This is a genomic window from Dyadobacter sp. HNCC25DJ186 (assembly GCF_056895235.1).
Genome location: NZ_JBXHAS010000005.1, coordinates 419,634 through 444,477, shown reverse-complemented (window position 1 = coordinate 444,477; position 24,844 = coordinate 419,634). Strand labels below are relative to the sequence as shown.

The window sequence follows — 24,844 nt, the reverse complement described above, 5'->3', positions numbered from 1 at the left end:
TTCGCATTGAACCATATAACAAAGAATAAGTAGCAATATTATGGTATTTACCCTATGAAAACGAATTTTTTCTTTCTTCTCTAATATCTATCCTACCTTTGTAGTTATAGAATCCAAATTTTACCTATGAATTACCTTTCAGCAGAGAATATTGCGAAGTCTTTTGGAGACCAATGGCTTTTTAAAAATATCAATTTCGGGATCAGTCGTGGTGATAAAGTGGCACTTATTGGCACTAACGGGACCGGAAAAACAACTTTCCTTAATATCCTGACAGGTAAAATTCCCCCTCAGGAAGGGTCTGTTAGTATCCGTAAAGATATCCGTGTTGGTTATCTGGATCAAAGCCCTTCCTTTGATGTAACATTGCCGGTTTTGGAAGTTATTTTCTCTTCAAATAATCCCGTTGCCATAGCTGTTAAAAAGTATGAACACGCGATCGAAACCGACAATCATGATGCCCTGGCTACCGCTATGGAGGATATGGATACCTACAAGGCCTGGGATTTTGAATATAAAGTGAAAGAAGTTTTGGGGCGTTTGGGAATTCACGATACAGAAAATCTATACGGTAATCTTTCGGGTGGACAGAAAAAACGCGTCGCTCTGGCCAAGATACTTTTGGAAGATCCGGAATTGCTGATCCTCGATGAACCGACCAACCATTTGGATCTTGATACGGTTGAATGGCTTGAAAAATACCTGAATACACAAAATACTACACTTCTGGTTGTAACCCACGATAGATATTTCCTTGACACGGTTTGTAATCAGGTACTGGAACTTGATCATGGTTCGGCTTATTCTTACAAAGGAAATTATTCCTATTTCCTTGAAAAGAAAGCGGAACGGGAAGAATCAGAAGCTGCCGGAATTGATAAGGCTAGAAACCTTATGCGTAAGGAACTTGACTGGATCAGAAAACAGCCGAAAGCGCGCGGTACCAAAGCAAAATACCGTGTAGATGCTTTTGAAGAATTAAAAGAAAGAGCCAGTCAGAAAAAATTCGATACCCAGATGGAGCTTAACGTCCGCACAGCGCGTTTGGGAAGCAAGATCATTGAAATGGAAAATGTAAGCAAAGGATTTGGTGATCGTCAGTTGATCAAAAACTTTGAATATACTTTCCGTAAAGGTGACCGGATCGGAATCGTAGGTCAGAATGGTATGGGGAAATCTACCTTGCTGAATATGATCACCGGCGAACTGGAACCGGATAGCGGGAAAATTGTAAAAGGAGAAACGGTTCAGTTTGGTTATTACAAACAAACAGATCTGGTTTTTGACGAAACGCAACGTGTTATTGACATCGTTAAGGATGTTGCCGAAGTCGTTCAGTTAGGAACGGGCGAAACGGTGACCGTTGGGCATTTGTTACAGGCATTTTTGTTCTCGCCATCGAAACAATATGATTTTATATCAAAATTGAGCGGAGGAGAAAAAAGAAGATTGCAGCTTCTTCTAATTCTGATTAAGCAGCCAAACTTCCTGATTCTCGATGAACCTACGAATGATCTGGATATTGCGAGCCTGAACGTTCTGGAAGATTTTTTGATGAATTTCCCGGGTTGTATCATGATCGTATCCCACGATAGATACTTTCTTGATCGTTTGGTTGAACATATTTTTGTGTTTGAAGGAGAAGGTAAGATCAGCGATTTTCCCGGAAACTATACTGAACTTCGTGATTATCAGGATGAGGTTGAAGCTGAGAAAAAAAATGTAGCTTCTGGAAAAAGTCCGCAGATTGCTGCACCAGCGCCCGTTAAGGAAGTTGTAGTACCGCCGGCAGCTCCAAAGAAAAAGTTAAGTTTTAAGGAACAACGCGAGTTCGAAATGCTTGAGGGTGAAATGGCGGCGTTGGAAAAGAAAAAAGCGCAGTTGCTTGAAAAACTTGAAAATGGTGGCTCCCATGTTGAGGTAACATCCTGGGCACTACAAATTGAAGAAATTACGCAGGCGCAGTCGGACAAAGAAATGCGGTGGTTGGAACTGTCAGAAAATGCTTAGTTTTGAAAAGATAATCGGCGATTGATATGAATATCAAAACGGTTTCAAAAGAATTTAAAGACGAAATGATAAGCTTGTATGGTGACGCACTTTACAAGGTAATTTTATTCGGTTCTTTTGCCCGTAATGATTTTCGTGATGATTCTGATGTAGACTTTTTAGTAGTATTAAATAAGGATGATATTCGTCCATTTACTGAGATTACAAGAATTTCCCCTGTTTTAGGAGACTTTTTAAGTCTCTATCACAAGGTGTTTAGCGTTGTTCCAACTAGTCGTAAGAAATATGAGGTTAGCACATTGCCACTTTATAGAAATATTCGAGCAGAGGGAATTGAGATATGAGTGATATCAACTCAATTTATGAATACCATTTTAGCAGCGACATTTAATCAACGACAAATGGGTGATTATGATATTGATTCTGAAATCGTTTATGAAGAAGCAGTAGAAACTCTTGAAAAAGCCCGCCTATTCGTTAATACCGTCATTCATTATTTAAAGAATAATGGATATTTATAGTAAATCAATATGAATTCTATTGTCGAGTTTTTTCAGTATTTGCTCAATTCCGAAGAACTAATCCGCACGGGTGGTTTACTGGTGATCACCTTTATCATTTTTGCAGAAAACGGACTTTTCTTTGCGTTTTTTCTCCCTGGTGATTATTTGGTGTTCCTGGCCGGTGTTTTCTGCGGGACAGGAATTTTACAGGTTCCGATAGGTATTTTATTGTTGTGCATGTTTGCTGCTGCGGTACTGGGTTCGTTAACGGGTTATATATTTGGGAAATATTTTGGTGATATGTTCGAGAACCGTCCGGACTCCTTCTTTTTTAAGAAAAAGCATTTGGCGACAACCCGCAAATATTTCGACAAATATGGTAGCAGGACATTGATTGTCAGCAGGTTCCTTCCTATTGTCCGCACTTTTGCACCGATACTCGCTGGCGTAGCAAAAATGCCTTTTCCTTCCTTTTTATTAAATAATGTTGTGGGAGGAGCTATATGGATCGGCGCACTGACGGGTGGTGGCTTCCTTTTCGGAGAAAGATTTCCCTGGATTGTAGATTACGTCCATTACATCATTTTATTTTTCCTGGCTATCACAACGTTTACGGTAATCAAAGGATACTTCAACGCAAGAAAAGGAATGGTCGAGGAATAGGCTTTGATAGCAGGAATATAATTTTATTCCTCATCCTTGAACCAGCCCGAATACGTGATATAATTATTTGCAGTCCTGTCTATTGCAGCATTGAGATCCGGTGAAACATCTTTCAGATATTTTGCCGGATTTCCTGCATATATGGTTCCTGGCGGTACTTTGGTATTTTGCGTTACGATTGCTCCTGCTGCTACAATAGCTCCTGTGCCAATAACCGCTCCATCCATTACAATCGAACCCATACCTATCAACACATGATCTTCAATGGTACAACCGTGGACGATGGCGTTGTGGGCAATGGAAACATAGTCGCCGATATAAGTACCGTTTTTTTGATAAGTACAATGTATCACAGCGCCATCCTGGACATTTGAATATTTTCCTATCCTGATACTGTTAACATCTCCGCGAACAACGGCGTTAAACCAGACTGTGCAATGCTCTCCCATTACAACGTCTCCTACAACAGTTGCGTTTTCTGCCAGCCAGCAATTTTCACCGAATTGAGGGTGGTTTCCCCGAACAGACCTGATAAGTGCCATATTTAATTGAGTATATCTTGTATTTCTAAAATAATTTTTACTTTTTTCGTTTAATAACGAAATGTATAAAATTCAGGTAATGTTACTGAAAAATAAATATATTTCGTTTCTTGAATATTAAATCTGCCTCGTTATGCCACTTTCCGGAAATTTGTCAAAAGGAGCTTTACTGATCGCTAAACCATTTTTGGGTGACCCGAATTTCGAGCGGGGCGTCATTCTGCTTTGTGAGTATACCGATCTGGGAAGTTTCGGTTTTGTACTTAATCAGGTAACTGACTTATTTTTAGGAGATGTTTTGGAAGACACAATTTATCAGGATATTCCTTTACATCTGGGCGGGCCGGTTGAGAAAAATACGTTACATTTCATTCACCGTCGTCCGGATATGATTGCCGGCGGAGCAGAAATTATGCCGAATGTTTTTTGGGGCGGAGATTTTGAACAGGTTCGTACACTTCTAAACATCAACAGCCTGACGGCCGATGATGTACGGTTTTTTATAGGATATTCAGGATGGGGCGGGGGACAATTAGAGAACGAAATGAAAGAAGGTTCCTGGATTATTTCACAAACGAAATCAAACTTCCTCTTTACTACGCCAGCAAAGGATTTTTGGAGAGAAATTCTGAAAAATATGGGTGGAGAATATCGCTCAATCGCCCATTATCCGACGGATCCAAGTTTAAACTAATTTTACTTGATATCAGTTTGGATTATTAAGTCCGCGAATAGAGTCGTAATCGGATTTTACCCGGGCTACCTCTTTTACTAAAAATTTTTGCAGCTGGGCATTAAAATCAGCTTTGTCTCCTTCCGGTAAAGCTGCATACATATCTTTCAACTCCTGATTAATGGCGGCCCGTTCTTCATCGGTGGCATTCATCGATCGGATATGGAATCGCTTAAAGTCAAATTCTGGCATTTTTGTATTATCTGGTTTTTAAGCAAAAATAGAGAAATAAACCTTTCATGAGAATAACTTGACCGTTCAGGTGGGAAATTTTCCCATTAAATCGTTTTTATACGCTTTTTGCCACGAGCTCACGAACGAGAAAAACAATCGCGATGTTAACCCCTGATATAAATACATTTTAACTGGAATGAACCGCACTCTGATTTTTATATTACTTACCGTCGTATTATTTGGTATTGACTGGTATGTCTGGCAGGCGTTACGATTTGTAATCAGAAATTTTTCCCAGCCAACTCAGAAATGGATAACCTTGGGATATTGGGGCTTCACTTCGCTGACATTGTTTGCCTACGTGATGATGCAGTTTCTTCCCGCCGACTTTTTTAACCGTATGACAAGGACATTTATTATCGCCGGAATAGCGATTCCTTATCTTTCGAAATTGCTGGTTGTCTTATTTTTGTTGATTGATGATGCTCGCCGTTTGCTGCAATGGATAATCAGCTATTTTGTCCCATCTGTTGCGCCGGCCATAGATCCCGCCAATCCGTCGGAAACTAAAATTCCAAGGTCAGAATTTTTGGAAACGACTGCTCTTATTGCCGGCTCAGCTTTGATGGGGACTTTTGCCTTCGGTATATTATCCGGTGCGCACGATTACCGTATCAGAAGAGTAAAGGTTGCGTTGAAAAATTTGCCAAAAGCCTTTCATGGAATGAAGATAGCCCAACTTTCGGATATTCATTCAGGTAGTTTTTTTAATAAAACGGCTGTTAAAGGAGGTGTGGAAATGTTGATGAAAGAAAAACCGGATATCGCATTTTTTACCGGTGATCTGGTAAACGACCGTGCGTTGGAGGTAAAGGATTACATCAATATTTTTGATAAAGTTAAGGCGCCGCTTGGTGTACACTCAACTTTGGGGAACCATGATTATGGAGATTATTTTCAGTGGGGATCTCAGCAGGAGAAAAACCAGAATTTGGCTGATCTGAAAAAAGCGCATCACTTACTTGGCTGGAATCTGATGCTGGACGAAAATCGTGCAATCCGAGTTGACAATGACGAGATCGGTTTAATTGGTATTCAGAATTGGGGTGCAGGAAATTTTGCGAAATATGGCAATCTGGAAAAGGCATATCAAGGAACGGACCAATATCCGGTGAAGATATTATTATCTCATGATCCCAGCCATTGGCGTGCTCAGGTGCTTCCAAAATATAATGATATCGATCTGGCTTTTGCAGGGCATACCCACGGAATGCAGTTCGGTGTAGAACTTGCAGGCATCAAATGGAGCCCGGTGCAATATCGGTATAAAGAATGGGGTGGATTATATAAGGAAAATGATCAATATCTTTATGTTAACCGTGGTTTTGGTTATCTGGGTTATCCGGGTCGTGTTGGTATTCTTCCGGAAATTACGATCATTGAATTGGTTAGCGCCTAGCGGATTTAATCATTGTAATTACGAGTTATTAAATTGTTTAAGATATACTTAGAGCCGGAGTCGGGACGTTTGATATTTATACTTCTGCGGTTTTAAACACAATAGTTATGAAAAAATTTGTTGCAACAATTCTTTTGTCAGGCATTGTGCTGGGCTTTTCCGGGATTCAGCCCGTGAGTGCTAATCCAAAGGATATTCAGTCGGAAATGTTATTGAATAAAAAGAAGAAAAATCGCGGATATCAAAAACCTAAATCCAAAAAAATCCTTGGAATATTCAAGCGAAAAACGGATTGTGGTTGTCCGAAACATTAAAACCAGAAAAATATTTAATTTGAACATATTCAAGAGTAAGCATTCCCGATTTTCTCGCAGAGATTTCCTCGGATTTGCTTACTTTTGTATTTTATAACCACCTATATAACGGTCTCGTTGGCCCAAATAATGAAAATCAATCTTCGAAGCCAGGATAAATTCGAAAACCGTCATCACGGTAAGAATGAGCAGGAATTACAGGAAATGTTACGCACAGTTGGAGCATCTTCTCTGGATGAATTGATAGAACAAACGCTTCCGGCGGCCATTCGCCTGCAAAAGCCTTTGGATTTACCTCGCCCAAAATCGGAGCAGGAGTTTTTGGACGGAATCAAGAAACTGGCTCGTAAGAATGCGATCTTGAAAACGTATATCGGAACAGGATATTACGATACTGTGACTCCTAACGTAATTTTAAGAAATATTCTTGAAAATCCGGCATGGTATACAGCCTACACGCCTTATCAGGCGGAGATCGCACAAGGAAGATTGGAAATGCTTTTGAATTTTCAAACCGTGATCACTGATCTTACGGGAATGGAAATTGCCAATGCTTCTCTTTTGGATGAAGCAACAGCAGCAGCAGAAGCGATGACGATGCTTCACAGCCTTCGTCCGGGAGCAAAGAAAAAAGCAGATACATTTTTTGTTTCTGAGCTTTGCCACCCACAGACCATGGATTTGATTTACACAAGAGCCAATCCGATCGGCATAAAGGTTATTGTTGGAAACCATGCGACCGTAGATTTGACAGACGAAAATCTTTACGGCGTTTTGGTACAATATCCCGCTACAAACGGTGAAGTGATTGACTATACTGATTTTATAGCTGCTGCGCATGATGTTAACATCACAGTGGCAGTTGCAGCTGATTTGTTGGCGCTTACTTTGTTAAAGGCTCCGGGTGAAATGGGCGCTGATGTTGTGGTTGGATCATCCCAGCGTTTCGGCGTTCCTATGGGTTACGGTGGGCCTCACGCTGCATTTTTTGCTACAAAGGAATCTTTCAAACGTAACATTCCTGGTCGTATCATCGGAGTTTCGGTGGATGCGGAAGGAAATCGCGCATTAAGAATGGCGTTGCAAACGCGTGAGCAGCATATCCGTCGCGAAAAAGCTACTTCAAATATCTGTACAGCACAGGTTTTGCTTGCGGTAATTGCGGGCGCATACAGCGTTTACCACGGACCGGAAGGAATCAAGAATATTGCTTCGCGCGTACATGGTTTGACACGCTTATTTGTTGATACCATCAAGAAATTTAATTACGATGTCGTTACGACAAATTTCTTCGATACGGTTACAATCAAAACGACGCTGGCCAGCAAGCTGAGAGAAAATGCACTGAAATGGGGTATCAACCTGCGTTACAACAAAGATGGAAGCGTTGGGGTATCATTTGACGAGGCTAAAACTTTTGATGATGTAATTGCGCTTTTAAATCTTTTTGCAGAGGTTTCCGGTTTCCAGGGTGAAATGGTGATTGACGAGGAAATGGATTTTACGATTGAAGAAAATCTTGTCCGTACATCTTCCTACCTGACGCATCCGGTTTTCAGTTCTTACCACACAGAACATGAAATGCTGCGTTACCTGAAAACGCTTGAAAGTAAAGATCTTTCGTTGGTGCATTCCATGATTTCTCTAGGCAGCTGTACCATGAAACTGAATGCAACTGCTGAAATGATCCCCTTGACCTGGCCGGAATTTGGGGCGATACATCCTTTTGTTCCTGCAAATCAGGCGTTAGGGTATGGACAATTGGTTGCTGAGTTGAGCGCGTGGTTATGTGAAATTACAGGTTTTGCTGCAATGTCGATGCAGCCAAATTCGGGAGCGCAGGGTGAGTATGCTGGTCTTATGGCAATTCGCGGTTACCACGAGAGCAGAGGTGATCATCACCGTAATGTGGCTTTGATTCCTTCATCAGCACATGGAACAAACCCTGCTTCCGCAGTGATGGCGGGTATGAAAGTGGTTGTTACAAAATGTGATGACCGCGGAAATATCGACGTTACTGATTTAAGAGCAAAAGCTGAACAATATAAAGACGAATTATCGTGCCTGTTGGTAACATATCCGTCGACGCACGGTGTGTATGAAGAAAGTATCATTGAAATTTGTTCGATGATCCATTCTTTTGGCGGACAGGTTTATATGGATGGCGCTAATATGAATGCCCAAGTTGGTTTGACCAGTCCTGCTTCTATCGGAGCGGATGTTTGTCACTTGAACTTGCATAAAACATTTTGTATTCCTCACGGTGGAGGTGGACCCGGTGTTGGACCGATTGGTGTTGGGGAACATTTGATCCCGTTCCTTCCAGGCCATGTTAATTTAGGAAAACAGTCTGAGCATTTGGAAGCCGGACAGGCAGGAGCGGTTTCAGCTGCGCCTTATGGTAGTGCCAGTATTCTTACGATTTCTTACGCATACATCGCGATGATGGGCGGAGAAGGGCTTACAAATGCTACAAAATTTGCGATCCTTAATGCAAACTATATCAAGGAACGCTTGAATGGACATTATGAGGTTCTTTATACCGGAACAAACGGTCGCTGTGCGCACGAAATGATTCTGGATTGCCGTCCATTTAAGGCAGCTGGTGTTGAAGCTGAGGACCTGGCAAAACGCCTGATGGATTATGGTTTCCATGCCCCGACGTTATCTTTCCCGGTAGCCGGAACGTTGATGATCGAACCAACAGAATCTGAGTCAAAAGCAGAACTTGATCGTTTCTGTGATACGATGATCGCGATCAGAAATGAAGTTCGCGAGGTTGAAGAAGGTATTGCTGATCGCGTGGATAACGTTCTTAAAAATGCTCCACACACTTCACGTGTAGTTCTTGCAGAAAACTGGACACATGCTTACGGCCGTGAAAAAGCAGCTTTCCCATTACCCCATTTACGTTTCAACAAGTTCTGGCCAAGTGTTAGTCGCGTTGATAGTGCTTACGGAGACAGAAATTTGATTTGCTCTTGTATACCAGTTGAGGCTTATGCTGAGGTGGAGTAGGAGATTGGAAAAATAGAATATTAGAATTGAGAGTGAGCCATTTCGAAAGAGATGGCTCTATTTTTTTTTATAAGCGGAATCGTAACTGTTAGCGTTGATAAAACATAGTATTCGGATTTTATTACAAACTATTACATTCTATTACTAGTTATTACTAATTTTAAAAGAATTAGTAATAACTAGTAATGCCTTACTTATGAAAAAGCCAGAGCCAACACCCGTTAGTGTAATAGATTTTAATAAAGATGCTAAGGAAATAGTAACACTTATGGCAGATGTTGCAGTTCAAGCTTCATTAAATCTAATAGAAAAGGATTATCCTTATTGGGAAGCCTTTAAATATAAAATAAAGGGAGACTCTAAACTTAAAGATTTTAATCCAGTTTCACTTTGGAAAATCGTAAAGTTAAGAAGAAGTCAATCCGCTTCAAGAGTAGTAATCAGTTATGTTACTGGATTTGAATTTAGATATACTTCAACGGAACGGTCATTAAGGCTACTTCATGAATTTGATATGAATCTTGGTGGAAATATGCAGGGGGGAATAATTCCGCAGGAGGATAAAAATAGGTATTTGATAAGCTCTATTATGGAAGAAGCGATAGCTTCTAGTTTATTGGAAGGGGCGGCCACTACAAGAGAAAAGGCCAAACAGATGCTTAGAAGTCAGCGCGAACCCAGAAATGAAGCGGAGAAAATGGTCTTAAATAACTACTTAACGATTCGCAAAGTATTAGAGTTAAAGAATGAGAAACTGAGTGTTGAATTAATTCGTGATATTCATGCGACAGTTACAAAAGGTACATTGAAGAATGAAGCAAACGAAGGATATTTTAGAAAAAACAACGAAGTGCAGGTAGTAGACTCTATTACGGGAGAAGTATTCTATACACCTCCTAATTTCGAGTTACTTGAAGACTTAATGCAGGCAGTTTGCAATTTTGCCAATGAAGATAATGATAACAAGTTTATTCATCCCATTATTCGAGGAGTTATTTTACATTTTTTGATTGGTTATATCCATCCTTTTGTTGATGGAAATGGCAGGACGGCCCGGGCACTATTTTATTGGTTCTTACTGTCAAGAAAATATTGGCTTATTGAATACTTATCAATTTCAAGAATACTGCTACAAGCCCCAAGTCAATATGCCAAGGCATATTTACATACAGAGTTTGACGACAATGATTTAACCTACTTTATTGATTTCAATTTAAAAACCTTGAAACAATCTTTAACCGAGCTCCACGCATACATAAAGAGGACAGTTGAAGATCGAAGAAAAGTTTTTTCTTTAATTGTGAATAAAGATTTTAATGAACGACAAGTTGATATTATCCAGGACTTCTTGCGAGATAAGGATCGGACGATCTCTATTAAGGAAGTTGAATCGAAATTTGGGGTTGCGTACCAAACAGCTAGAACAGATTTATTGAGTTTGGTAGACAAAGGATATGTAAATATGCGTACTATGGGGAAGAAAATGATCTTTTTCGCTGCTGATAATTTTGAAGATAAACTTAAAAAGTAAATAGCAAAACAAAAAAGCGGACCAGTTACGATCCGCTTTCTACAAAAATAATCTCTTGAAATTTCCTAAAAATGTCTTTCTCCAATTTCTCTCTTACCTAACATTACCGCACCCACCATCGCTACGAGAAGCAGAATTGAAGCTAATTCGAAAGGAAGCAAATATTCACGGAAAAGAAGTTTTCCCAGGCTTTCGATCATACCAACCTGCGAATCAAAATTATTCGGATCTGCCGGCGCTATGATCGTTTTACGGTAAGCACCGAAAAGAATTACAAAAACAGTTCCACCAACTATTGCCGCCGCAATTTTCGTAAGACTGTTCTTGGCTTCCTCATGCACATCCTTCACGTTAAGGAACATAATAACGAACAAAAACAACACCATAATTGCACCAGCGTAAACGATGATATTTACTGCTGCAAGAAATTGGGCATTCAATAAAATATAATGACCTGAAAGCGTAAAAAACGTCAGGATCAAATAAAGAACACTGTGGATAGGGTTTTTAGACAGAATAACCATCAGTGCACTAAGCACAGTCAAAAAAGACAAAAAATAAAAGAATGATAGCGTCGGATTCATAATGCTTGCGGATCAAAAATAAAGTTCAAAATCAGGGAATAGCTCTTGGTACAACGTTGGTTGCTTCGCCATTCGCTCTTTTCATGTCCAGTAAGTGCGCTTCTTCCTTAGTCCATGCTTCACGTGTGTAACGATTGTTCATGTCTTCAACCAATAAATCTTTCCCCCATATCACCTGGTTGCGATCATTGAAAACCGGAATGAATTCATCGTGACGCAAATATACTGCCTGTTTCGGACAAGCTTCTTCACACAATCCACAAAAGATGCAACGCAACATATTTACTTCGTAAACAGCAGCATATTTTTCTTCTCTGTAAAGTGTTTCCTCGCCTTTTTCACGTTCCGCTGCGATCATGGATATCGCCTCCGCAGGGCAGGCCACAGCACAAAGGCCGCAAGCTGTACAACGTTCACGTCCTTCTGCATCACGTTTTAATATATGTCGTCCACGAAATACCGGGCCAAGATATCTTTTTACCTCAGGATATTCAATGGTTACTTTCTTTTTGAAAAAGTGCTTCAGCGTAATTGCCATACCTGTCGCGATAGCGGGTAGGTAGGCGCGCTCCATCAGCGTCATTTCTTTATTGCTTACTTGCTTCGAGCGATTGGTCAATTGCATGGCAATACTTGTTTTTTGTTACTTAGTTCAACAGAGAAGTAATAAACGGCTTTAAGAAAAGCACACTTGCTCCGGTGATGATAATATTAATAATAGCCAATGGAATAAGTTTCTTCCAGCCCAGATTCATCAACTGGTCATAACGGAAACGTGGAAGCGTCCATCTTACCCACATGTAAAAGAAGATAAAGAATAAAGCTTTTCCAAAGAACACGCCGGTACCAATTAAGGTCGCAATATTATGGCCTGTTGTCGATCCAAGAGAGGCCGTCAGTTGATTGTAAACCCAATCCATTCCAGGGTAATTATAACCTCCGAAATAAAGTGTTGAAATAATCGCTGATGAAACGAACATGTTGATGTATTCTGCGAACAGATAGAAACCCAGTTTCATACTTCCGTACTCTGTATGGTATCCGCCAACAAGTTCGGTTTCGCATTCCGGAAGGTCGAAGGGAACACGGTTACATTCTGCGAAAGAGCAGGTCAGGAAAATGATGAAACCAAGCGGCTGATAAAAAATGTTCCAGTTTCCACCATGCTGTTGTGACACAATTTCACCAAGCGATAGAGAGCTGCTCATCATTAAAATTGCTATCAGCGAAAGCCCCATAGCTACTTCATAACTGATATTCTGAGATGCTGCACGGATGGCGCCAAGCAGGGAAAATTTATTATTTGATGCCCAGCCACCAATCATGATACCGTAAACACCAAGGGCAACTACACCAAAAACGTATAAAATACCAATATTTGACTCAACGCCCTGAAGTATAACTTCAACGCCATCATACCGGATAGTACTGCCAAATGGAATAACGGCACTAGCTAAAAGAGCCGTAAGCATAGCCAAGCTTGGTCCTGCTATAAAAAGCCATTTATTGGCAAGGGCAGGAATAAAATCCTCCTTAAAAAACATCTTTCCCGCATCTGCAAGAGGCTGCAATAATCCGCCCGGTCCCGCTCTGTTAGGCCCCATCCGATCCTGGATAAAACCGGCAACTTTGCGCTCGCCCCAGGTAGAGTACATCGCAATCACCAGCGTTAATACAAAAACAACCAGAATTGTTATTGTCTTGATAATAAACTCCGTTAATTCCATTTTTTTACTTCACAGTTAAATATTGATGGCAGAAATTAATTTCTGTTATCTGTTAATAGCGAACGATGATTTGCTTTATCGTTATTTTCTATGCTCTGATGACGAACTGTTTCAGCATCTGTTGTGTATTCGCGGTCGTCGTCGATTGGTTTAAACTGGGTTGCCGCTAATTTAAGTGCAAAGTCAGGTTTCGCAATAAGATCCTTCGGATATTTATTGGCAGAAATTACTGAACTGCGTTTCACTTTTGTTGGCCCTTCAATTGTCCAGTCGCTTGTTTTCTTTCTTTCAAAACGACATGTATTGCAGATAAACTCGTTGACTTCACCCCACATATTCTTGCGGGCTGTGACACGGATCACTTCATCACCGCGATACCAAAGGGTAACTTTTCCACTGCATTTATCACAGTCGCAATGTGCATCTACCGGTTTTGAGAACCAAACACGACTTTTGAAACGATATGTTTTGTCAGTCAACGCACCTACCGGGCAAACGTCAATTACGTTTCCTGAAAAATCATTATCAATGGCTTTTTCGATATACGTACTGATCTCAGAAGCATCGCCGCGATTCATTACGCCATGCACACGTTTGTTGGTAATCTGGTCAGCAGTATAAACGCAACGGTAGCAAAGAATGCAACGCGTCATGTGAAGCTGAACAAATGGACCAATATCTATTTTGTCGAAAGTTCTGCGGTCTTCCTCGTAACGCGTTTTTGCAGAGCCATGCTCAAAAGAAAAATCCTGTAAATGGCATTCTCCTGCCTGGTCACAAACCGGGCAATCAAGCGGATGGTTGATCAACAAAAATTCAACAATACTTTTACGTGTATCCAGAACGGCCGGATTCGTTGTGTTTTCAACAATCATACCTTCCTGTACCTGTGTAATACAGGATGGAACAAGCTTCGGCATAGGGCGCGGATCTTTTGCAGAACCAGCAGCGACACGGACCAGACATGCACGACACTTACCGCCCGAAGTCGGAAGTGGTTTGTAATAACACATGGCAGGCGGTACCAAATGCCCCTGGCTTTCGTCAGCTTCTGCGATTTTACGCGCAGCCTGCATGATCGTCGTTCCAGGTTCAACTTCAACTTCTATACCGTCGAAGGTTATTTTAATTAACTGAGGTTTTACTTCTTCCATATCAAGACTTCTCTAAATCGTCTTCGTTATTTTAATCTATATACCTTATACCCGTGAATGTCTTTTTCCAACATGTAATCGTTCAGATTAAATGTGTAGTCAAAGGCGTACAGATAAGGAGGACTGTTTTTATCCAGTACCAAATACCGTATTTTTTTCTCTTTTACTAAATCATAAAAGCCACTGAAATCAAATCTTTTGGCTTCATGCAAAAAGCGAACTTCCGTATCCTGATAAGCTAATAAATGCTTAAAAAGCATGTGTTGTAAAAGCCATCCACGAAAATCTTCACCTCCTGATATTACTACTTTCTCGTCTTTCCCGATATGAGCAAGGACATATTTTTTTACGTCGTTCTGCTGCATGTAATCAGATTGATATTTTTCCAGATTCGTATTGTAATACTTCTCCATTTGCTGGCTGGTGAAATATAACATCGTCATGCCCACCATGGCCGGGAATAAGTAATTTGCCAGCGACAATTTTGTTACAGCCAGGTTTTCATTATAAAAGTAATAAAATATCCCTAGCAACCCTACGTAGGCGTACTCGTGATAATATCCTACCGCCGCTCCATGTTTAAAGGCTGTTGCTGTTGCAAAGCCAAAAAATAAAAATGTCGAAAGTGACAGAAATATTCTTTTGGGATCTGCTGCATAAATCAGCCATTTCAGATTTATTACAAAACTGACTGCTATAAAAAGGCTCATCGCCGGAACTACATAGCGGAAAGTATAAGCGTAGAACCATCCCGGAACAATCGGAAGCTGCAAACTTCCAAATAAATTATCGTAAAAAACTCTAAACTGTAACTGGCTGAAAATTAATGTAAATACAGTGAACAGTAATGCCAATGTTCCTGCCATTTTAAGCAATGAGGCCCACTGGAATCTATAAAAGAAATATCCTAGCAATACGATGCTGTGGATTAGTGCACTCTGTTTTGTGAAAAAGGCAACGACCGCTAAAAATCCGGCCAGGACAAAATATTTATTCCATTCTTCCTTCTGTTCGAGTGCTTTTAATATTACATGAACATATAAAACAGTAAATAAGAACAGCAGACTATCAATCCTGGAATTGGTAAGATGCCATTCCTGAAGCTGGCCAAACAGCAGACAACAGAAGATGACACTCAGTAATTTTGAAACTTTTATAAATCTCCTGACCGTGAAATAAGCGACGATCATGGAAATTGAAACAAGAACAAAAGATATAAACCTGCTTAAAAATTGAATCCTGTAAATATCCGTAGGATCCCAGTTTAGCAGTTGATAGGTCTTTCCAACAAGGTAATAATATAAAGGCGCGTACTGTACAATCCAAAAAGGCGGAACCTCAGGATTTCTGTAAAGTGGCTGATTGTCCGCAACAATTTGAATTCCGAAAGTTGTACCTCGTTCGCTACCTGATATGTCCGGGTGATAACTTAATATAAATACTCCTTTGATATAGAGCATTATAACAGTACAAACAATACAAAATGCAAAAGTTAAGGGGTACGCGTTATTCCTTATAAAATTGTAAACCGGCCTTATAAATAATTGCATATTGGAAATTTTTACATCATCCGGTATTTTCCGGCCCGACTCGCCAAGAGATCAGAGAATCAGTTTATGGTGTATAAGAATTACTTTTAGGTTAATAACAACGCCGTCAGGCTAAAACTGCGCCCATAAATACAGCTCCTGGTTGGGTAGCTTCATGTGGGTTGGTGATATGCCATTCAAATTCATCACGGAAATGACGGATTGCGCTGGCAACAGGCCAGGCAGCTGCATCGCCCAACGGACAAATAGTATTTCCTTCTATTTTTTTAGCAACATCAACAAGCAGATCGATATCGTGCATGCTTCCGTGACCATGTTCAATGCGGTGAAGTACTTTTTCCATCCAGCCAGTTCCTTCTCGGCAAGGGCTGCACTGCCCGCAGGACTCGTGATGATAGAAACGAGAAAAATTCCACGTGTTTCGAACGATACAAGCAGTTTCGTCAAAAACAATAAAACCTCCTGAACCCAACATTGTACCCGTTGCGAAACCTCCGTCTGACAAGGATTCATAACTCATCAGTCGATCCTCCCCGGCAGCAGTTTTGGTAATTAAATGCGCTGGCAGGATAGGGACAGATGAACCACCTGCAACCAGCGCTTTCAAATAATGTCCCTTACGGACTCCGCCACAGTATTCGTCAGAATTAAGAAATTCGTCAACACTTACGCCCAGTTCAATTTCGTAAACACCAGGTTTCTGAATATGACCTGAGGCAGAAATAAGTTTTGTCCCCGTGCTACGCCCGATTCCGATCGCTGCATAGGCATCACCTCCATTGTTGATAACCCATGGCATATTGGAAATAGACTCCACGTTGTTCACAACAGTGGGGCTTTGATAAAGTCCTTTTACAGCAGGGAATGGCGGTTTATTACGAGGATTTCCTCTCTTTCCTTCCAAAGATTCCAGCAACGCGGTTTCTTCTCCACAAATGTAAGCACCGCCGCCTGGCTGCACCACAAGTTCAAGATCGTAACCGCTACCTAATATATTTTTACCCAGAAAACCATTTGCTTTTGCTTCCTCAATCGCTTTTTCCAAGATACGGATCACATACATAAGTTCACCGCGAACGTATATAAATGACTTGTTGGCGCCCAATGCAAAGCTGGAAACGATCATGCCTTCAATAAGCAGGTGAGGAATGCTTTTCATCAAATGGTGGTCTTTAAAAGTACCAGGCTCTGACTCATCTGCATTACATACCAAATAACGTGGAACGCCCTCTGGTTTTGCCAAAAAGCCCCATTTCATTCCCATGGGAAATCCGGCACCTCCACGTCCGCGGATTCCGGATTTTTTTGCTTCTTCCACAACTTCCTCAGGAGTCATGGTTTTGATCGCTTTTTCAACAGCTGAATAACCTCCCTGTTTGCGGTAAACCTCAAAGGTTTCAATACCTGGGACGTTAATGTGCTCTGTTAATATTTTTATAGCCATTTCGGGATACTATTTTTAAAAGGCTTATTTGCTTAATTCTTCGATGATCTCGTCAACACGCTCACGTGTCAGATTCATATAAAACTGCTCACGAATCTGGAAAACCGGCCCCCATCCACAAGCAGCAAGGCATTCAACTTCTTTCAATGTAAACAAACCGTCAGGCGTTGTTTGCCCGGCCTGAATACCAAGTTTTTGTTTCAGATAATCATATATTTCTTCACCGCCCATCAGGCAGCAAGGTCCTGTGCGACAATATTCGATCACATGTTTTCCAACCGCGTCAAGGTGGTACATGGTGTAGAACGTAGCTACCTCATATACTTCAACCGGTTCGATACTAAGCAATTCAGCAACATGATCCATCACTTCGCTGCTAACCCATCCCCATTGTTCCTGGGCAACGTGTAAAACGGGAAGAAGAGCCGACTTCTGACGGCCCTCAGGATAACGTGCAATAATCTCTTTTACTTTCGCCAGTCGTTCCGGAGTAAACGCAACGGGATTTGGTGTTTCAGTCATTTCTTTAATACGATCTTTTGAAAAATCAAACAATCAATCTGATTTTATGCGTCCAATTCTCCTGCAATAACGTTCAGGCTACTCATAGTCAGAATAGCATCTGAAAGCGTGCTTCCTTTGCACATTTCAGGAAAGGCCTGATAATATATAAAACTTGGGCGGCGGAAATGCAGACGATACGGCGCTCTTCCGCCGTCGCTGATCAGGTAAAAACCCAACTCTCCGTTACCGCCTTCAACCGCGTGATAAACTTCACCGATCGGAGCATCAATTTCTCCCATTACAATTTTGAAATGGTAAATAAGTGCCTCCATATTATTATAAACCTCTTTTTTTGGAGGAAGATAATATTCTGGGGTATCGGCATAATATGGTCCCTCCGGAAGATTTTCCAAAGCCTGCTCAACTATTTTCAGACTCTGCCACATTTCTTCCATACGAACGTTGTACCGGTCAAATGTATCGCCACTCTGTCCCACGGGTATACTGAAATCAAAATCTTCATACGAAGAATATGGCTCCATCACACGAACGTCATAATCCAGACCAGCCGCACGCAAGTTAGGACCTGTAAATCCATATGAAAGTGCGCGTTCCAGTGAAATTGGTCCCACGTTGATAACCCGATCCATAAAAATACGGTTTCGGCTCATCAGTTTTTCAAACTCACGAAGAACTGGCGGGAATGTCTTGATGAACTCACGGATTTTACGAAGTGCTGTTGACGACAAGTCACGCTCCATACCACCGATACGGCCCATGTTTGTTGTCAATCGTGCTCCGCAGACTTCTTCGTAGATTTCATATATATCCTCACGTTTTTGCATCACGTAAAGAAAACCTGAAAATGCGCCTGAATCCACACCCAAGATACTGTTACAAATCAGGTGATCAGAAATTCTTGCAAGTTCCATCATGATCACGCGGATATACTGTGCACGTTTTGGAACCTGAATCTGCAAAAACTTCTCCATCGTCATGTGCCAGCCAAAATTATTGATCGGTGAAGAGCAATAATTCATGCGATCAGTAAGCGTCGTAATCTGGTAAAATGGACGTCTTTCAGCAATTTTTTCGAAAGCTCTGTGTATATAACCAATGGTCTGCTCTCCGGAAACGATTTTTTCACCATCCATCTGTAGGATATTTTGAAAAATACCGTGGGTAGCCGGGTGGGTAGGGCCAAGGTTTAGGGTAGTAAGTTCCTCGATCAGCTCAGGTAACTCTGATTGGGAAGGAACATTATGAGGTAATAATTCGATATCTGCCATAACTTACTCTTTTCCTTAAAGGATCAACGACCAAAAAGCGCATCAATTTTATCTTCGCGCGTAGCATCTTCCAAAGCATATTCCTTACGCATTGGAAAGTAATCCATTTCCTCAATATTCAGAATACGGACAAGGTTCGGATGTCCGTCAAAAAGAATTCCGTAAAAGTCGTAAGTCTCACGCTCCATCCAGTTGGCACTTGCGTATAGCCCAGTCGCAGTCGGAATATGAATGTCTGCTTCGGAAATAAATACTTTTATACGGATTCTGAAATTGTGAATGAAGCTATGCAGGTGATAAACCACAGCAAATTCTTTTCCCTCATTATCAGGGTAGTGAACTCCTGTAATGTCTGTAAGGAAATTAATTTGGTATGTTTTATGCTGATTTAAAAATTCCAGCATGGAAATAATCTCTTCACGTGTTGTAGAGAGGGTTAAAAAACCATAAGGTTCTTCAAAATCAAATACCTGATCACCAAATTTCCCTAGTAGCTCCTCGGCTACTTCCTGATTGCTTAGCATAGGGTACTTATTGAATATTATAGGATGCTAGAAGTTCCTGGTATTCGTCGGTATTTCTGCGACGAAGTTTTTCGTTTTGCGCCAGTTTCTGGATTCCCATCAACCCGTCGATAATTTGTTCGGGGCGGGGAGGACATCCTGGTACGTAGATATCAACTGGAATAATCCGGTCTATACCTTGCAAAACGCTGTATGTATCGAAAATTCCGCCGCTTGATGCGCAGGCTCCAACGGCCAGAACCCAGCGAGGTTCCGCCATCTGAAGATAGACCTGTTTCACGACAGGCGCCATTTTCTTTGCAATTGTTCCCATCACCATCAGCAGATCAGCCTGGCGTGGTGAGAAACTTGGACGTTCCGATCCGAAACGTGATATATCATAATGAGCACCCATGGTTGCCATGAATTCAATACCACAGCAAGATGTTGCAAATGGTAAAGGCCAAAGTGAATAACTTCTTGCAAGACCAATGGCTTCATCAAATGAAGTTGCAAAAAATCCTGAACCGCTATGTCCTTCTGGTGCTTCCGCTATCGTTACTGCTTTCATAATCTATCGGATTATAATGTTTTATAATCTAGTCTTCCCAATTCAAAACCCCTTTACGGATGATATAGTAAAATCCGGAAAGTAGTAGCGCCATAAACAATAACATTTCTACAAACCCAAACATTCCCAATTCCTTAAAATTGACAGCCCAGGGATACATAAATATTACTTCGACATCGAAAAGAACAAAGAGAATAGCTACTAAGAAATATTTTACTGAAATCGGTGTTCTGGCGTCACCAACAGACTCAATCCCACATTCAAAAGGATCGTCCTTTAGTTTGCTTTTACGGCTTGGTCCAATTAAGTGGGTTACAATCATCGTGCCTCCGATAAAACCGGCAGCTAAAAGAAACTGAACGATAATTGGCAAATAGTCAGAAGGAAGATAGTTATTATTCATTGATTTTTGATTTCAATATATGTTCTGCTATTAGGATCCAAAGGATTTTACGCCAATGAAAACTTTATTACTGTCAAAATTAGCCTTTGCAAATTTATCAATCAAATTCTTTAAGTCTTCTTTTACCTAATTAGTATCATACTAAATAAGCCACGATTACTCATGGCTTATTTATTGATTTTTTAATGAAAAATATTTATCTAACCATAACTTGTTTGGTCAGATAAATATCCGCAGACTTGATTCTGATGACATATTTACCTGAGGGAAGATTTTTTGTGAGTATTTTTACACGGCTTGTAAGATCCTGGGTTTGGGTGATTACAACACGGCCAAACATATCGTAAACCGTAATTTCCGCATTACGCATGTTATCGCGCGACTCAATGTATAAATCATCAGCGGCTCCCGGATTTGGAAAGATTACCACATCATTTTCGGTATCAGTAATTACTTGCTCGGTTCCGGAGAATGGAGAATAACAGGTCAGCAGATTGTTGCCAAGTGTATAATTGACTTTCGTGCGTGCTGAATATTGTCCTGATGTATCCGTTTTTATAATATTTGAATGAAGCGAGAGTATTTTCTGATCTCTTTTCCAATCATATTGTTCATTCATGGTGCCTTCCGGAATACTGGCCATGATTGTGAACGGTCCGGATTTTGCAATGGTAGGCTGCGACACTTCTGGCCTGATAATCAGAGAAGCAGCAGCAGAGACGTCAGAAGTGCAACCAAAAACATTCTGACTTCTGACCTGATAAGTACCAGCTTCATCGACAGAAAACGTTGGCGTTGTTGCCAAAACATTGGTTGTTCCTTGTTTGAACCAACTGTAAGCGTCGTTACTCGAAGTCAATGAAAAAACAAAGGCTGAATCCGCACATGCCTGCTGAGACCCTGATTGTACAATCGTTGGTGTTTCCGGTTTTATCGATGAGGTAACAATGAGTTTTTGACTATGAACCGTGTTGCCAGAAGCATCTTTAACCCGCGCACTGTATTCTCCCGGAGAAGTCACCGTGATCGTCCGGCTGGTAGCACCACCTGGAAGCCAGGTATAGGATGCATAACCCTCAGGAAGAGTAAGCGTCAACGATGTATTGTTTGGTGCACAAATGCTGGTGATTTTTGGTACTGCCGTTGGTAGAAGCGGACTAACATTTGTGAAAAATGCAGTATTTAGAGTATTGTTCCACGCGTTAGCAAGGATGGTAAGTCCGGTGGTGCCAGAAAAGTGGGTGCCGTCAAATCTTTGCGGATAAAGCGGATCCGTTTCGGGTCCGGGATAAGCAGAGCTGAAAAGTCCATCAATTACAGCATTTTGTGCGCCTATAACTGCCGGACTTGTTACAGACTGAAGATTTGCATTTTGAATTCTTGAAGTACGGGCAATGACCCAGGTTACGCGGCCGTTGATATCAGAACCAAGTTTATCTAACAGAAACTGAAGCCTGCTTCTGTATGTTTCGTAACCCGTAGCTAATGGATAGGTATCCGTTTCTCCCTGCATCCACAGGATCGATCTTACACCAAACTCCTTTGCATAATGCTGCATGGATAACCGAAGATTGGCATAAGGCATTTGATCAGGGTAGAAGAAACCAAAAGAATTTTGTGTCCTTTTTCCTTCTGCACTTTCGCTCCAGTTGCCAATTGACGTTCCTTCCCATGCTGTGTTGATGAAAAGTACCGGAACGTTTAGTTTTTGTGTCAGCAAATCTCCTAAAATTCCCCAGCACCATGGTGTTTTTCCTCTCGGTCCCACAGTGATATTTACGGCATTCATACGCTCAAAAATGGGGTATGGCGGATCATTCAGTGAATTGACAGAATTATTGTAATTTATATAGTTAACACGATCGTCGGTAGCAACTGGTTTGTTTGCAAATTCATAATCAACACCCTGTGCATTCGACTGGCCGGCTATCATGAAAACTTCGCCCACACCCATACGTGATACCACTGACGTTTGTCCAACGATTGTACCATTCAGCGATCCCCGTGCTTCCAGTGTATACCAACCTTGAAAAAGTGTGATACTACCACTAAACAATCCGCCTGTCGGATTTGCCTGCAGCGTAGACCATGCAGTAGCGATTCCCTGGCCGTCAATCGCAGGAAGTGCCCGGATTTCGATTTTATCAACTGGTGCCGTATAATTTCCTGTCACGGAGACAGTTGCCTGTCCGGTTGAATTGCGTTGATAAACTGCCCGCTCAACGGGAGTCGTAATCCTGATTTGGGCACTTAATCCCAATGGAAGCAAAAAAAGAAGTAGCCAGATCTTTCGAAAACAAAGGGTAAAAATTTTATCAAGCATTAGAATGTGATTAAAAGAATATTTCTTGTGTAACAATCTTGCAATTAAAACAACTAAGAAGCTGTCAGGAAATTCTCACAAATTTAAAGATTAGTTCTGGTTTTGATATACTTCTTTTATTGGATGTTCTATTTTAGTATTATCCCCGACTAAGAACTTGGATAATTCGGTTATTTTTTAACGGAAAAGACGGTATTTATTTTATATCCAAGTGGTGCAATATTATATAATTCTTTGTCGAGGCTATCGCTGATATCCATATGTATCCCTTTGAGAAGATCGTGGTCAACAAATTTGTAATTGGTTATATAGTAGTCACTTTCTCTCAATGAAGATTTAAATACAATTCTATCACGGTCTTTGGCTGGCAGAATTCTCTTGTTCATTGTCATTGGCTGATTACCAATTCGAATGTAGGCGATCTTAATTGTGTCTTTATCAGAATTCTTGCAAAGCCATTCCAGCGATTGCTTATAGGATTGTCCCCAGTAGTCGAGCTCGTAAGCAGTTTGTGGATTTTTGTTGAACATGGTAAAATAGACCTGTTGCTGGGGATGCATCCTGATGATCAAACCGACATAAAACAACAGGCCTGCGGCCCAAGCTAATTTAGGATATAAAGAATATCTTTTTGGAACGGCCTTGATGATGAAATATCCACCCAAGGTTGCCAGGTAGGCAATGAAGGCGTGTAAATAAAAGAGGTGCCGCCAGCCATCGTAAATGATAGAATGTAAAAAGATGATCGAAGCAATAGGAAGAATCAAAGAGGCGATCGTATACAGATCAATGAAGTGAATCCTGGCCGTGTTTTTTTGAATAAACTTTTTTACAAAATTATAGACCACCACAACTCCTCCGACATAGCCGAGTACCAGATAAAAAGGTGGGATCGTAATCAGCAGCCAGACCGGAATATAATGCCAGGGAATTTGATCTCTGTTGATAAATTCACTGCGATAAAGCATAGGGCTATCTTGCCTGACAAAATGAGCCATGAGCTTTAATGCTTCGAAAAACCTTGAAAAAGGACTTTCCCACAAAAATGGCCATAACATATACATGAAAACACATGCTATTAGCAGGTAAGTGCAGATGATAAGTATATTTCTTTTTAGCACTGTTCTATCAGCCGCAAAAAGTACATAGGTGAGAATAAATACCAGTGAAAGTGCGACGGAAATAATACCCATTAACCGAATGGCTATTAATAATCCCGTGGATATTCCGTGAAATACGGCATTTTTGAAAGTAAACTTTGAGAAAAGAAGCGAGAGTGTGTAGGTATTGATTACGAAAAAAGCAAGGAAAATGGTGTCCTTGGAATTATAAAATGAGTCTGCAAAAATTCGGGGGGATAAAATATAAACCGAAGTTCCGAGCAGGCAAATGAAAACGCTTTTGATCCTTATTCGTACAAGTTTGTAAAAGAAGATACTTGAAAGCCAGTATACCATCCAGGTAATAACATGACGAAGATAGTAAGCCGAACTATCCATTTCGAGGTGGTTAAAAACAAATGGCTTGATGAAAGCGAACTCGGCACCTGCAAGGATGATTTCAAAAAGACTGCCGTATTCGTGATTGATGAAAGTGCTGAAGTCCTCGATTTGATTGCTGATCGGAATGACGAAGGGATTGCCAAATATCTCGTTTACATATTTCAACCCAACCAGCCCTAGTAATCTCATGATGGGCTCATCCCATGTGACCCCATAATCTTTGACGATAAAAATTCCTATAACAAACCAGACTGTAAAATAACCAGCTATAACGAGCCGGTTAATGCGTAATTGACTTTCCATAACGATGAGTACAGTTTTTGTTAAACGGATCTTTTCTACG

At 40.9% G+C, this 24,844-nt stretch carries 24 protein-coding genes; 9 read left to right on the top strand and 15 right to left on the bottom strand.

Translation table 11 applies throughout. From position 1 onward, the window contains the following. The first annotated feature begins 126 nt into the window (after positions 1 to 126). Genes AC1XUO_RS17955 through AC1XUO_RS17940 form a run of 4 tightly spaced genes read left to right on the top strand, consistent with a single transcriptional unit; the run spans position 127 to position 3,176 of the window. Complete coding sequence (locus AC1XUO_RS17955; RefSeq protein ID WP_483331149.1) at positions 127 to 2,010, top strand: ABC-F family ATP-binding cassette domain-containing protein; 1,884 nt, start codon at positions 127 to 129, stop codon at positions 2,008 to 2,010. A gap of 26 nt (positions 2,011 to 2,036) precedes the next feature. Next, positions 2,037 to 2,354, top strand: coding sequence for a nucleotidyltransferase domain-containing protein (locus tag AC1XUO_RS17950; protein ID WP_483331148.1), 318 nt, complete (start codon positions 2,037 to 2,039; stop codon positions 2,352 to 2,354). A gap of 18 nt (positions 2,355 to 2,372) precedes the next feature. Then, a complete protein-coding gene (locus AC1XUO_RS17945) occupies positions 2,373 to 2,531 on the top strand; it encodes a hypothetical protein (RefSeq protein ID WP_483331147.1) in 159 nt (52 codons plus the stop codon). A gap of 9 nt (positions 2,532 to 2,540) precedes the next feature. Next, positions 2,541 to 3,176 carry a DedA family protein gene (locus AC1XUO_RS17940; RefSeq protein WP_483331146.1) on the top strand — a complete coding sequence of 212 codons (636 nt, stop codon included), beginning with the start codon at positions 2,541 to 2,543 and terminating at the stop codon, positions 3,174 to 3,176. Between the two features lie 23 nt (positions 3,177 to 3,199). Here the strand turns inward: AC1XUO_RS17940 and AC1XUO_RS17935 are convergent, their stop codons facing one another. After that, positions 3,200 to 3,718 carry a gamma carbonic anhydrase family protein gene (locus AC1XUO_RS17935; RefSeq protein ID WP_483331145.1) on the bottom strand — a complete coding sequence of 173 codons (519 nt, stop codon included), beginning with the start codon at positions 3,716 to 3,718 and terminating at the stop codon, positions 3,200 to 3,202. Between the two features lie 133 nt (positions 3,719 to 3,851). On the opposite strand from AC1XUO_RS17935, the gene AC1XUO_RS17930 reads away from it, so the two are divergent. After that, the gene (locus AC1XUO_RS17930; RefSeq protein ID WP_483331144.1) at positions 3,852 to 4,412 is read left to right on the top strand and encodes a YqgE/AlgH family protein; all 561 of its coding nucleotides are present in this window, start codon (positions 3,852 to 3,854) and stop codon (positions 4,410 to 4,412) included. Between the two features lie 12 nt (positions 4,413 to 4,424). Here the strand turns inward: AC1XUO_RS17930 and AC1XUO_RS17925 are convergent, their stop codons facing one another. After that, positions 4,425 to 4,643 (bottom strand): hypothetical protein, encoded by a 219-nt coding sequence (locus AC1XUO_RS17925; protein ID WP_483331143.1) that lies wholly within the window; start codon positions 4,641 to 4,643, stop codon positions 4,425 to 4,427. Between the two features lie 178 nt (positions 4,644 to 4,821). On the opposite strand from AC1XUO_RS17925, the gene AC1XUO_RS17920 reads away from it, so the two are divergent. From AC1XUO_RS17920 to AC1XUO_RS17905, 4 genes are all read left to right on the top strand, one after another. Then, positions 4,822 to 6,084: a metallophosphoesterase gene (locus AC1XUO_RS17920; protein ID WP_483331142.1), complete on the top strand. Its 1,263-nt coding sequence runs from the start codon at positions 4,822 to 4,824 to the stop codon at positions 6,082 to 6,084. A 107-nt stretch (positions 6,085 to 6,191) separates the two neighbouring features. After that, positions 6,192 to 6,398 (top strand): hypothetical protein, encoded by a 207-nt coding sequence (locus AC1XUO_RS17915; RefSeq protein WP_483331141.1) that lies wholly within the window; start codon positions 6,192 to 6,194, stop codon positions 6,396 to 6,398. Positions 6,399 to 6,527: 129 nt separating this feature from the next. Further along, positions 6,528 to 9,416, top strand: coding sequence for an aminomethyl-transferring glycine dehydrogenase (gene gcvP / locus AC1XUO_RS17910; RefSeq protein WP_483331140.1), 2,889 nt, complete (start codon positions 6,528 to 6,530; stop codon positions 9,414 to 9,416). 196 nt (positions 9,417 to 9,612) lie between these two features. Continuing rightward, positions 9,613 to 10,947, top strand: coding sequence for a Fic family protein (locus tag AC1XUO_RS17905; RefSeq protein WP_483331139.1), 1,335 nt, complete (start codon positions 9,613 to 9,615; stop codon positions 10,945 to 10,947). A 65-nt stretch (positions 10,948 to 11,012) separates the two neighbouring features. On the opposite strand, the gene AC1XUO_RS17900 is transcribed toward AC1XUO_RS17905, so the two are convergent. From AC1XUO_RS17900 to AC1XUO_RS17840, 13 genes are all read right to left on the bottom strand, one after another. After that, the gene (locus tag AC1XUO_RS17900) at positions 11,013 to 11,531 is read right to left on the bottom strand and encodes an NADH-quinone oxidoreductase subunit J family protein (RefSeq protein WP_235152265.1); all 519 of its coding nucleotides are present in this window, start codon (positions 11,529 to 11,531) and stop codon (positions 11,013 to 11,015) included. A gap of 31 nt (positions 11,532 to 11,562) precedes the next feature. Then, the gene (locus AC1XUO_RS17895) at positions 11,563 to 12,156 is read right to left on the bottom strand and encodes a NuoI/complex I 23 kDa subunit family protein (protein ID WP_483331138.1); all 594 of its coding nucleotides are present in this window, start codon (positions 12,154 to 12,156) and stop codon (positions 11,563 to 11,565) included. 22 nt (positions 12,157 to 12,178) lie between these two features. Beyond that, positions 12,179 to 13,258, bottom strand: a complete 1,080-nt coding sequence (nuoH, locus tag AC1XUO_RS17890; RefSeq protein WP_483331137.1) for an NADH-quinone oxidoreductase subunit NuoH — start codon at positions 13,256 to 13,258, stop codon at positions 12,179 to 12,181. A gap of 35 nt (positions 13,259 to 13,293) precedes the next feature. Further along, positions 13,294 to 14,412 carry an NADH-quinone oxidoreductase subunit G gene (locus AC1XUO_RS17885; RefSeq protein ID WP_483331136.1) on the bottom strand — a complete coding sequence of 373 codons (1,119 nt, stop codon included), beginning with the start codon at positions 14,410 to 14,412 and terminating at the stop codon, positions 13,294 to 13,296. A gap of 26 nt (positions 14,413 to 14,438) precedes the next feature. Further along, positions 14,439 to 15,872, bottom strand: coding sequence for a hypothetical protein (locus tag AC1XUO_RS17880; RefSeq protein ID WP_483331135.1), 1,434 nt, complete (start codon positions 15,870 to 15,872; stop codon positions 14,439 to 14,441). Positions 15,873 to 16,068: 196 nt separating this feature from the next. Further along, the gene (gene nuoF / locus AC1XUO_RS17875) at positions 16,069 to 17,406 is read right to left on the bottom strand and encodes an NADH-quinone oxidoreductase subunit NuoF (protein WP_483331134.1); all 1,338 of its coding nucleotides are present in this window, start codon (positions 17,404 to 17,406) and stop codon (positions 16,069 to 16,071) included. Between the two features lie 24 nt (positions 17,407 to 17,430). Then, on the bottom strand, positions 17,431 to 17,928 hold the full coding sequence (locus AC1XUO_RS17870) for an NADH-quinone oxidoreductase subunit NuoE family protein (protein WP_483331133.1): 498 nt from the start codon (positions 17,926 to 17,928) through the stop codon (positions 17,431 to 17,433). A gap of 44 nt (positions 17,929 to 17,972) precedes the next feature. Continuing rightward, the gene (gene nuoD, locus AC1XUO_RS17865) at positions 17,973 to 19,199 is read right to left on the bottom strand and encodes an NADH dehydrogenase (quinone) subunit D (protein ID WP_235152271.1); all 1,227 of its coding nucleotides are present in this window, start codon (positions 19,197 to 19,199) and stop codon (positions 17,973 to 17,975) included. A gap of 23 nt (positions 19,200 to 19,222) precedes the next feature. Then, the gene (locus AC1XUO_RS17860) at positions 19,223 to 19,723 is read right to left on the bottom strand and encodes an NADH-quinone oxidoreductase subunit C (RefSeq protein ID WP_235152272.1); all 501 of its coding nucleotides are present in this window, start codon (positions 19,721 to 19,723) and stop codon (positions 19,223 to 19,225) included. Between the two features lie 7 nt (positions 19,724 to 19,730). Then, positions 19,731 to 20,273, bottom strand: a complete 543-nt coding sequence (locus AC1XUO_RS17855) for an NADH-quinone oxidoreductase subunit B (RefSeq protein WP_235152273.1) — start codon at positions 20,271 to 20,273, stop codon at positions 19,731 to 19,733. Between the two features lie 28 nt (positions 20,274 to 20,301). Next, positions 20,302 to 20,676 (bottom strand): NADH-quinone oxidoreductase subunit A, encoded by a 375-nt coding sequence (locus AC1XUO_RS17850; RefSeq protein ID WP_090337190.1) that lies wholly within the window; start codon positions 20,674 to 20,676, stop codon positions 20,302 to 20,304. 196 nt (positions 20,677 to 20,872) lie between these two features. Next, positions 20,873 to 22,999 (bottom strand): T9SS type A sorting domain-containing protein, encoded by a 2,127-nt coding sequence (locus tag AC1XUO_RS17845; RefSeq protein ID WP_483331132.1) that lies wholly within the window; start codon positions 22,997 to 22,999, stop codon positions 20,873 to 20,875. 170 nt (positions 23,000 to 23,169) lie between these two features. Beyond that, the gene (locus AC1XUO_RS17840; protein ID WP_483331131.1) at positions 23,170 to 24,804 is read right to left on the bottom strand and encodes a hypothetical protein; all 1,635 of its coding nucleotides are present in this window, start codon (positions 24,802 to 24,804) and stop codon (positions 23,170 to 23,172) included. Positions 24,805 to 24,844: the final 40 nt, after the last annotated feature.

Bases quoted from the DNA above. Each gene is read 5' to 3' on its own strand.
- AC1XUO_RS17855 (WP_235152273.1), bottom strand. From the start codon at position 20,273: ATGAAAGCAGTAACGATAGCGGAAGCACCAGAAGGACATAGCGGTTCA.
- gcvP (WP_483331140.1), top strand. From the start codon at position 6,528: ATGAAAATCAATCTTCGAAGCCAGGATAAATTCGAAAACCGTCATCAC.
- AC1XUO_RS17925 (WP_483331143.1), bottom strand. From the start codon at position 4,643: ATGCCAGAATTTGACTTTAAGCGATTCCATATCCGATCGATGAATGCC.
- nuoF (WP_483331134.1), bottom strand. From the start codon at position 17,406: ATGGCTATAAAAATATTAACAGAGCACATTAACGTCCCAGGTATTGAA.
- AC1XUO_RS17920 (WP_483331142.1), top strand. From the start codon at position 4,822: ATGAACCGCACTCTGATTTTTATATTACTTACCGTCGTATTATTTGGT.
- nuoH (WP_483331137.1), bottom strand. From the start codon at position 13,258: ATGGAATTAACGGAGTTTATTATCAAGACAATAACAATTCTGGTTGTT.
- AC1XUO_RS17880 (WP_483331135.1), bottom strand. From the start codon at position 15,872: ATGCTCTATATCAAAGGAGTATTTATATTAAGTTATCACCCGGACATA.
- AC1XUO_RS17900 (WP_235152265.1), bottom strand. From the start codon at position 11,531: ATGAATCCGACGCTATCATTCTTTTATTTTTTGTCTTTTTTGACTGTG.
- AC1XUO_RS17950 (WP_483331148.1), top strand. From the start codon at position 2,037: ATGAATATCAAAACGGTTTCAAAAGAATTTAAAGACGAAATGATAAGC.
- AC1XUO_RS17845 (WP_483331132.1), bottom strand. From the start codon at position 22,999: ATGCTTGATAAAATTTTTACCCTTTGTTTTCGAAAGATCTGGCTACTT.
- AC1XUO_RS17930 (WP_483331144.1), top strand. From the start codon at position 3,852: ATGCCACTTTCCGGAAATTTGTCAAAAGGAGCTTTACTGATCGCTAAA.
- AC1XUO_RS17840 (WP_483331131.1), bottom strand. From the start codon at position 24,804: ATGGAAAGTCAATTACGCATTAACCGGCTCGTTATAGCTGGTTATTTT.
- AC1XUO_RS17885 (WP_483331136.1), bottom strand. From the start codon at position 14,412: ATGGAAGAAGTAAAACCTCAGTTAATTAAAATAACCTTCGACGGTATA.
- AC1XUO_RS17860 (WP_235152272.1), bottom strand. From the start codon at position 19,723: ATGCTAAGCAATCAGGAAGTAGCCGAGGAGCTACTAGGGAAATTTGGT.
- AC1XUO_RS17895 (WP_483331138.1), bottom strand. From the start codon at position 12,156: ATGCAATTGACCAATCGCTCGAAGCAAGTAAGCAATAAAGAAATGACG.
- AC1XUO_RS17915 (WP_483331141.1), top strand. From the start codon at position 6,192: ATGAAAAAATTTGTTGCAACAATTCTTTTGTCAGGCATTGTGCTGGGC.
- AC1XUO_RS17940 (WP_483331146.1), top strand. From the start codon at position 2,541: ATGAATTCTATTGTCGAGTTTTTTCAGTATTTGCTCAATTCCGAAGAA.
- AC1XUO_RS17850 (WP_090337190.1), bottom strand. From the start codon at position 20,676: ATGAATAATAACTATCTTCCTTCTGACTATTTGCCAATTATCGTTCAG.
- AC1XUO_RS17870 (WP_483331133.1), bottom strand. From the start codon at position 17,928: ATGACTGAAACACCAAATCCCGTTGCGTTTACTCCGGAACGACTGGCG.
- AC1XUO_RS17945 (WP_483331147.1), top strand. From the start codon at position 2,373: ATGAATACCATTTTAGCAGCGACATTTAATCAACGACAAATGGGTGAT.
- AC1XUO_RS17935 (WP_483331145.1), bottom strand. From the start codon at position 3,718: ATGGCACTTATCAGGTCTGTTCGGGGAAACCACCCTCAATTCGGTGAA.
- AC1XUO_RS17905 (WP_483331139.1), top strand. From the start codon at position 9,613: ATGAAAAAGCCAGAGCCAACACCCGTTAGTGTAATAGATTTTAATAAA.
- nuoD (WP_235152271.1), bottom strand. From the start codon at position 19,199: ATGGCAGATATCGAATTATTACCTCATAATGTTCCTTCCCAATCAGAG.
- AC1XUO_RS17955 (WP_483331149.1), top strand. From the start codon at position 127: ATGAATTACCTTTCAGCAGAGAATATTGCGAAGTCTTTTGGAGACCAA.